Below are 8761 nucleotides of genomic sequence, written 5' to 3' on the forward strand. Positions count from 1 at the left end.
ATGATGGCAGAGAGGTCACACCCGTTCCCATACCGAACACGGAAGTTAAGCTCTCTAGCGCCGATGGTAGTTGGGACCTTGTCCCTGTGAGAGTAGGACGTCGCCAAGCAAAAACCTAAGTCGTTTCGACTTAGGTTTTTTTGTGTTTATTTTTATTTACCGAATGTTATAATCCATAAATTTAATAACGCTAAAGACGAAAAAAGAATGAAATAGAGACTGTTTAAAATAATAGCAATGATTTTTTGTGTTCCTGATTTTCCTAATGCCGCTAAAGTAATACTTAAAATAGAACACATTATTTCTATCATAAGTATATATTTTAAATAATGAGATGCTATAAATAAGTATTCAATAATTACAACAATTACTGCGATAGAAAAAATAAATAGGATAATAGCGTAGTTCTTTCTCTCACGTTTATCCTCCTTAGAAATTAAATCGTTATAATAAAAGTTCTATTGATGTGTAGAATACAAGAGTGTACATATTTTGATTTAAAACATACTGAAGTACTATATAAACGATTATAAGTAAATAGATCTCTAGAAATATATATTCTAATTCCCTTTTCTTCTTGCATATAGTTGCAATTCTTCTTTTGAATATAACTAAAACACGAACGTTATTGACTACTAATAAAAAAACATTCGATTATTTATTGACATCGTTTATGAAATATTGTTAATATAGCCATAGAAACAATAATATAAGACCTCATATAATCGCGGGGATATGGCCTGCAAGTCTCTACCTAACGACCGTTATTCGTTAGACTATGAGGGAAAGTCACTCGGTATTTTTCTATTCACAAGGGATACGTATGCCTGAGTAGAGCGCTTTCTCTCATAGTAAAAGAGAAACTGTTCTATTTCAGGCTTTTTTTATTTGAATCGGGGGGATTCTAATATGAAATCACTAGTTGGAGTCATAATGGGAAGTACGTCAGACTGGGAAACAATGAAATATGCTTGTGACATTTTAGATGAATTAAATATACCGTATGAGAAAAAGGTTGTATCCGCTCATCGGACTCCGGATTATATGTTTGAATATGCAGAGACGGCTCGTGAACGTGGATTGAAGGTTATTATTGCTGGAGCTGGTGGAGCAGCACATTTACCAGGAATGGTTGCAGCGAAGACAAATCTTCCTGTAATTGGAGTTCCAGTTCAATCAAAAGCATTAAACGGCTTAGATTCATTATTATCCATCGTCCAAATGCCAGGGGGTGTTCCAGTTGCAACTGTTGCAATTGGTAAAGCCGGTTCAACGAATGCTGGATTACTTGCTGCACAAATACTTGGATCATTCTATGATGATATACATGATGCATTAGAATTGAGACGAGAAGCGATTGAAAAAGATGTGCGTGAAGGTAGTGAGCTAGTATGACGAGAATCATTTTACCTGGAAAAACAATCGGCATTATTGGAGGCGGCCAGCTGGGAAGAATGATGGCATTGGCAGCCAAGGAGATGGGATATAAAATTGCTGTTTTAGATCCTACAAAGCATTCACCATGTGCACAAGTTGCTGATATTGAAATTGTTGCACCGTATGACGATTTAAAGGCAATTCAGCATTTAGCAGAGATAAGTGATGTTGTCACATATGAATTTGAGAATATTGATTATAGATGTTTACAATGGCTTGAAAAACATGCTTACTTGCCACAAGGTAGTCAGTTGTTAAATACAACGCAAAATCGTTTTACAGAAAAGAATGCGATTGAGAAAGCTGGGTTACCAGTAGCAACGTATAGATTAGTTCAAAATCAAGATCAGCTTACAGAAGCAATTGCTGAGTTATCATTCCCTTCCGTCTTAAAAACGACGACAGGTGGATATGATGGGAAAGGGCAAGTTGTTTTAAGAAGTGAGGCTGATGTTGAGACAGCAAGAAATCTTGTGGATAAAGCAGAGTGTATTTTAGAGAAATGGGTGCCTTTTGAAAAAGAAGTATCTGTTATTGTGATTCGTAGTGTAAGTGGTGAAACGAAAGTGTTTCCAGTAGCAGAAAATATTCATGTAAATAACATTTTACATGAATCTATCGTTCCAGCTCGCATTACAGAAGAGCTTTCTCAAAAAGCAATTGCTTATGCAAAGGTACTTGCGGATGAATTAAAACTTGTGGGAACACTAGCAGTAGAGATGTTTGCTACAACTAATGGTGAGATTTACATTAATGAATTAGCACCAAGACCTCACAATTCAGGACACTACACACAGGATGCATGTGAAACGAGTCAATTTGGTCAACATATTCGAGCAATCTGTAATTTACCTCTAGGAGAAACAAATTTGTTAAAACCAGTTGTCATGGTAAACATTTTAGGCGAACATATAGAAGGGGTCCTAAGACAAGTGAATAGACTAACCGGGTGCTATTTACACTTGTATGGAAAAGAAGAAGCAAAAGCACAGCGAAAAATGGGGCATGTTAATATTTTAAATGATAATATTGAAGTTGCTCTAGAAAAAGCGAAGAGTTTGCATATTTGGGACCATCAAGAACAACTGTTGGAGGGAAAAAGATGATTAGTCGTTATACACGCCCTGAAATGGGTGCGATTTGGACGGAAGAGAACAAATTTAAAGCGTGGTTAGAAGTTGAGATTTTAGCTTGTGAAGCATGGGCTGAGCTTGGCGACATTCCAAAAGAAGATGTTAAAAAAATTCGTGAACATGCATCATTTGATATTGATCGTATTTATGAAATTGAAAAAGAAACACGTCATGACGTAGTTGCATTCACTCGTGCTGTATCAGAAACGCCGACATTAGGCGAAGAACGTAAATGGGTTCATTACGGTTTAACATCTACAGACGTAGTAGATACAGCATTATCTTACATCTTAAAACAAGCGAATGAAATCATATTAAAAGACTTAGAGAACTTTGTAAGCATTTTAGCTAACAAAGCGAAAGAGCATAAATACACAATCATGATGGGAAGAACACACGGTGTTCATGCAGAACCAACGACATTTGGTTTAAAACTTGGTCTTTGGTATGAAGAGATGAAACGTAACGTAGAGCGTTTCAAACAAGCTGCTGATACAGTTCGTGTTGGTAAACTATCTGGTGCAGTTGGTACATATGCAAATATCGATCCATTCGTAGAAAAATATGTTTGTGAAAACTTAGGATTAGAAGCAGCACCAATTTCAACACAAACATTGCAACGTGATCGTCACGCACACTACATGTCGACACTTGCATTAATCGCAACATCTATCGAAAAGATGGCAGTTGAGATTCGTGGTTTACAAAAGAGTGAAACACGTGAAGTTGAAGAGGCTTTCGCAAAAGGTCAAAAAGGTTCTTCTGCAATGCCGCATAAACGTAATCCAATTGGTTCTGAAAATATGACTGGTTTAGCTCGTGTTATCCGCGGTTATATGATGACAGCTTATGAGAATGTTCCATTATGGCATGAGCGTGACATTTCTCACTCTTCAGCAGAACGTGTAATTTTACCAGATGCTACAATCGCATTAAATTACATGTTAAATCGCTTTGGTAATATCGTTAAAAACTTAACTGTATACCCAGAGAATATGAAACGCAATATGACAAGAACATACGGCTTAATTTATTCTCAGCGCGTAATGCTTACACTAATCGACAAAGGTATGGTACGTGAAGAAGCTTATGATATCGTACAGCCTAAAGCGATGGAAGCTTGGGAAACACAAGTACAATTTAAAGAGCTTGTTGAAGCTGATGAGCGTATTACAAGTAAGTTAACACAAGAAGAAATTAATGAATGCTTCAACTATGAGCATCATATGCAACATGTTGATACAATCTTTGAACGCCTTGGATTAAACGAAGCGTAAAATTTCATATGGCACAGAATAGAGTCATTCTGTGCCATTCTTTATAAAAACATTATTCACATTTTTCAAACTACAGGGGGCTTGCGAAATGCAAAAGCTAGAATTGCTGTATGAAGGTAAGGCAAAAAGAATTTATCGTACAGAATCAGCAGATATGGTTTGGGTAGAGTACAAAGATAGTGCGACTGCTTTCAATGGGGAGAAAAAAGAGACGATTACAGGAAAAGGTCGTTTGAACAATGAGATTACAACTTTATTGTTCAGAAAGTTACAAGAAGTAGGAATTAAAACACATTTTGTTGAGAAGTTATCTGAAACAGAACAACTTGTTAAAAAAGTGAGTATTATTCCTTTAGAAGTTGTCACAAGAAATGTAATTGCAGGAAGTCTTTCAAAACGATTAGGAATGGAAGAGGGAACTGTACTTGCAGAACCAATCGTAGAATTTTACTTCAAAGATGATGATTTAGGAGATCCACTTGTAACGGAAGATCATATTCGTGTATTAAACGTTGCATCGCCAGAGCAAGTAAGTGTATTACGAAATATGGCTCTACAAATCAATCAAGTGTTGATTGATCATTTCGCAAGCTGTCGCGTAAGATTAGTAGATTTCAAATTAGAGTTTGGTGTAACGGAAGAAGGAGAAATCATTTTAGCGGATGAAATTTCACCAGATACTTGTCGTTTATGGGATGAAACGAGCAATGAAAAGTTTGATAAAGACGTATTCCGTCGCGATCTTGGAAATTTAACAGATGCTTATGAAGAGATTTTAAAACGTTTAGGGGGAATTTCACATGTATAAAGTTAAGGTATATGTAACATTAAGAGAAAGCGTATTAGATCCACAAGGAACAGCGGTAAAAGGAGCACTTCATAGTCTTTCATTCACAGAAGTACAAGACGTTCGAATCGGAAAGTACATGGAATTAACGATTGATAAATCTGTATCTGATTTAGATAGCAAGGTAAAAGAAATGTGTGAAAAACTATTAGCGAACGTTGTAATGGAAGACTTCCGTTATGAAGTTGAGGAGGTTGTCGCACAGTGAAATTTGCCGTAATAGTATTTCCGGGTTCGAACTGTGATGTCGATATGTTCCATGCAATTAAAGATGAGCTTGGCGAAGAAGTAGATTACGTTTGGCACGATACAGAGAATTTAGATGAATATGATGCAATTTTATTACCAGGTGGATTCTCTTACGGTGACTACTTACGCTGCGGTGCTATTTCTCGCTTTGCTAATGCAATGAAAGCAGTGCAAAAAGCTGCTGAGCAAGGAAAGCCGATTTTAGGTGTATGTAATGGATTCCAGATTCTTGTTGAATCAGGATTACTACCAGGAGCGTTAATGAGAAACGAAAACTTAAAGTTTATGTGTCGCACTGTTCAGTTGCGTGTTGAAAATAATGAAACGATGTTTACATCACAATATGAAAAAGATGAAGTAATCAATATTCCAATCGCTCATGGTGAGGGGAATTACTATTGTGACGAAGCGACTCTTAAAAGATTAGAAGAGAATAATCAAATTGCATTCCGTTACGTAGAAAACCCTAACGGTAGCGTTTCAGATATTGCTGGTATTGTAAACGAAAAAGGAAATGTACTTGGTATGATGCCACACCCAGAGCGTGCTGTAGATGAATTACTTGGCGGTGCTGAAGGGTTAAAAGTCTTTCAATCTATCTTAAAACAGTGGAGGGAAACATATGTCGTTAATGCTTGAACCAAATCCAACACAAATTAAAGAAGAGCGTATATATGCGGAAATGGGGCTAACAGACGAAGAGTTTGCCATGGTTGAAAAGATTTTAGGTCGTCTGCCAAATTATACAGAAACAGGGTTATTCTCTGTAATGTGGTCTGAACATTGTAGTTATAAAAATTCAAAACCAGTTCTTCGTAAGTTTCCAACGACAGGCGAGCGCGTTCTGCAAGGACCTGGAGAAGGTGCTGGAATTGTAGATATCGGTGATAATCAAGCTGTTGTATTTAAAATGGAAAGCCATAACCATCCTTCAGCTATTGAACCATATCAAGGAGCAGCAACAGGTGTTGGTGGTATTATTCGTGACGTATTCTCTATGGGAGCACGTCCGGTAGCTCTATTAAACTCACTTCGTTTCGGTGAATTACAGTCACCACGTGTGAAATATTTATTCGAAGAAGTAGTAGCGGGAATTGCAGGATACGGTAACTGCATCGGTATTCCGACTGTTGGCGGCGAAGTACAATTTGATCCATGTTATGAAGGAAATCCACTTGTAAATGCAATGTGCGTAGGTTTGATTAACCACGAAGATATTAAAAAAGGGCAAGCGCACGGTGCTGGTAACACAGTAATGTACGTAGGAGCATCAACTGGTCGTGACGGTATTCACGGTGCAACATTCGCGTCGGAAGAACTATCTGAAAGCTCAGAAGCGAAACGTCCAGCGGTTCAAGTAGGGGATCCATTTATGGAAAAACTTCTTATTGAAGCGTGTTTAGAATTGATTCAATCTGATGCACTTGTTGGAATTCAAGATATGGGTGCGGCTGGTTTAACATCATCATCTGCAGAAATGGCAAGTAAAGCAGGAATGGGTATTGAAATGTACTTAGATGATGTACCACAACGTGAAACAGGAATGACACCATATGAAATGATGCTATCTGAATCACAAGAGCGTATGTTAATTGTTGTGAAAAAAGGTAGAGAGCAAGAAATAGTAGATTTATTTGAGAAGTATGGTCTTGCAGCGGTTACGATGGGGAAAGTAACGGAAGATAAAATGCTTCGTTTATTCCATAAAGGTGAAAAGGTAGCTGAAGTTCCAGCAGATGCGTTAGCAGAAGAAGCACCAATTTATCATAAGCCTTCAAAAGAAGCGGCATACTTTGCTGAATTCCAAGCAATGAAAATGGAAACACCAAAAGTAGAAAATTATAAAGAAGCGTTATTCGCTCTATTACAACAACCAACAATTGCAAGTAAAGAGTGGGTATACGATCAATACGATTACCAAGTTCGCACAAGCACAGTGGTTACACCAGGTTCGGATGCAGCAGTTGTACGTGTACGCGGTACAGAAAAAGGATTAGCAATGACGACAGATTGTAACTCTCGCTACATTTATCTAGATCCAGAAATGGGCGGTAAAATTGCAGTAGCAGAGGCAGCGCGTAATATCGTATGTTCTGGCGGGGAGCCACTTGCAATTACAGATTGCTTAAACTTCGGTAACCCAGAAAAACCAGAAATCTTCTGGCAGATTGAGAAATCAGTAGACGGTATGAGTGAAGCTTGTCGCACATTACAAACACCAGTTATCGGCGGAAACGTATCGATGTATAACGAGCGTAGTGGCGAAGCTGTATATCCAACACCAACTGTTGGGATGGTCGGACTTGTACATGACTTAAAACATGTAACAACACAAGAGTTTAAGCAAGCTGGTGATTTAGTTTATGTAATCGGTGAGACGAAAGCTGAGTTTGGCGGAAGTGAATTACAGAAAATGATTCACGGCAAAATTTTCGGTCAATCACCAAGTATTGATTTAGATGTAGAATTAAAACGCCAAAAACAGGTATTAGAAGCAATTCAAGCTGGTCTTGTTCAATCTGCACATGATGTTGCTGAAGGTGGCTTAGCAGTTGCAATTTCAGAAAGTGCGATTGGTGCTAAAGGCTTAGGTGCTACTGTGAAATTAGATGGAGAAGCAACAGCAGCATTATTCGCTGAATCACAGTCTCGCTTCGTGCTAACTGTAAAACGTGAAAATAAAGAGGCGTTTGAGAAAGTGGTAGAAGCAATCCAAGTTGGAGAAGTAACAAGTACAAATGAAGTAACAATTCATAATGAAGAAAATGAAGTATTACTTACAGCAAATGTAGATGAAATGAGAAAGGCTTGGAAAGGGGCAATCCCATGCTTGCTGAAATAAAGGGGTTAAACGAAGAATGTGGCGTTTTCGGAATTTGGGGGCATGAAAATGCGGCACAAGTTTCATACTACGGATTGCACAGTTTACAGCACCGTGGGCAAGAAGGCGCAGGCATTGTCGTAAATAATGGGGAAAAAATCGTCGGTCACAAGGGGTTAGGTTTAATATCAGAAGTGTTTTCAAGAGGTGAGCTAGAAGGATTAAATGGAAAATCAGCAATCGGACATGTACGATATGCAACAGCTGGTGGAAGTGAAGTTGCTAACGTTCAACCATTGTTGTTCCGTTTTTCCGATCATAGTATGGCGTTAGCTCATAACGGAAATTTAATTAATGCAAAAATGCTTCGCCGTGAATTAGAAGCAGAGGGCAGTATTTTTCAAACTAGTTCAGATACAGAAGTACTTTTACATCTTATTAAACGTAGCACGAAAGATTCTTTAATTGAAAGTGTAAAAGAGGCTTTAAATAAAGTGAAAGGTGCGTTTGCGTATCTTTTACTAACTGGAAATGAAATGATCGTTGCATTAGATCCGAATGGGTTCCGTCCGCTTTCAATTGGAAAGATGGGGGATGCTTACGTTGTAGCATCTGAAACATGTGCTTTTGATGTGGTAGGTGCAACATACATTCGTGATGTAGAACCGGGTGAATTACTTATCATTAATGATGAAGGAATTCACGTAGATCGTTTCACAAACGATGTAGAACATGCAATTTGTAGTATGGAATACATTTACTTTGCACGACCAGATTCTAATATTGCAGGCGTTAACGTTCATGCAGCACGTAAAAACATGGGGAAACGTTTAGCGGCAGAAGCTCCTATTGAAGCAGATGTTGTTACTGGTGTACCAGATTCTAGTATTTCAGCTGCGATTGGCTATGCGGAGGCGACAGGTATTCCGTATGAGTTAGGATTAATTAAAAATCGTTACGTTGGACGTACGTTTATCCAACCTTCTCAAGAACTGCG

General features: G+C 38.1%; 8 protein-coding genes, 1 rRNA gene, 1 pseudogene and 1 riboswitch. Of the genes and pseudogenes, 9 read left to right on the forward strand and 1 reads right to left on the reverse strand.

Going from position 1 to position 8761, the window contains the following annotated elements; translation table 11 throughout:
- A 5S ribosomal RNA gene (gene rrf, locus MR170_RS28840) occupies nucleotides 1-109 on the forward strand; the annotation flags it as partial.
- A gap of 43 nt (nucleotides 110-152) precedes the next feature.
- Here rrf and MR170_RS32540 read toward each other — a convergent pair.
- A pseudogene (locus MR170_RS32540) lies at nucleotides 153-418 on the reverse strand (hypothetical protein).
- 279 nt (nucleotides 419-697) lie between these two features.
- A riboswitch (purine riboswitch) is annotated at nucleotides 698-799 on the forward strand.
- A 110-nt stretch (nucleotides 800-909) separates the two neighbouring features.
- On the opposite strand from MR170_RS32540, the gene purE reads away from it, so the two are divergent.
- From purE to purF, 8 genes are all read left to right on the forward strand, one after another.
- Nucleotides 910-1395: a 5-(carboxyamino)imidazole ribonucleotide mutase gene (gene purE / locus MR170_RS28845; RefSeq protein ID WP_043937814.1), complete on the forward strand. Its 486-nt coding sequence runs from the start codon at nucleotides 910-912 to the stop codon at nucleotides 1393-1395.
- The gene (purK, locus tag MR170_RS28850) at nucleotides 1392-2543 is read left to right on the forward strand and encodes a 5-(carboxyamino)imidazole ribonucleotide synthase (protein ID WP_048564830.1); all 1152 of its coding nucleotides are present in this window, start codon (nucleotides 1392-1394) and stop codon (nucleotides 2541-2543) included. Before purE ends, purK begins: the two co-directional genes overlap by 4 nt.
- On the forward strand, nucleotides 2540-3847 hold the full coding sequence (purB, locus tag MR170_RS28855) for an adenylosuccinate lyase (RefSeq protein WP_000625687.1): 1308 nt from the start codon (nucleotides 2540-2542) through the stop codon (nucleotides 3845-3847). Before purK ends, purB begins: the two co-directional genes overlap by 4 nt.
- An 88-nt stretch (nucleotides 3848-3935) precedes the next feature.
- Nucleotides 3936-4655 (forward strand): phosphoribosylaminoimidazolesuccinocarboxamide synthase, encoded by a 720-nt coding sequence (gene purC, locus MR170_RS28860; RefSeq protein ID WP_029441464.1) that lies wholly within the window; start codon nucleotides 3936-3938, stop codon nucleotides 4653-4655.
- Nucleotides 4648-4902, forward strand: a complete 255-nt coding sequence (gene purS, locus MR170_RS28865) for a phosphoribosylformylglycinamidine synthase subunit PurS (RefSeq protein WP_000278823.1) — start codon at nucleotides 4648-4650, stop codon at nucleotides 4900-4902. Before purC ends, purS begins: the two co-directional genes overlap by 8 nt.
- Nucleotides 4899-5582 carry a phosphoribosylformylglycinamidine synthase subunit PurQ gene (gene purQ, locus MR170_RS28870; protein WP_016083740.1) on the forward strand — a complete coding sequence of 228 codons (684 nt, stop codon included), beginning with the start codon at nucleotides 4899-4901 and terminating at the stop codon, nucleotides 5580-5582. Before purS ends, purQ begins: the two co-directional genes overlap by 4 nt.
- A complete protein-coding gene (purL, locus tag MR170_RS28875) occupies nucleotides 5566-7785 on the forward strand; it encodes a phosphoribosylformylglycinamidine synthase II (RefSeq protein WP_016083739.1) in 2220 nt (739 codons plus the stop codon). The genes purQ and purL overlap by 17 nt, the downstream gene beginning before the upstream one ends.
- On the forward strand, nucleotides 7770-8761 hold a 992-nt coding region (gene purF, locus MR170_RS28880; RefSeq protein ID WP_242310369.1), incomplete at its 3' end, for an amidophosphoribosyltransferase. The genes purL and purF, both read left to right, overlap by 16 nt.

Source organism: Bacillus cereus group sp. BfR-BA-01524 (assembly GCF_022662595.1).
GTDB classification, from domain to species: Bacteria; Bacillota; Bacilli; order Bacillales; family Bacillaceae_G; genus Bacillus_A; species Bacillus_A thuringiensis_S.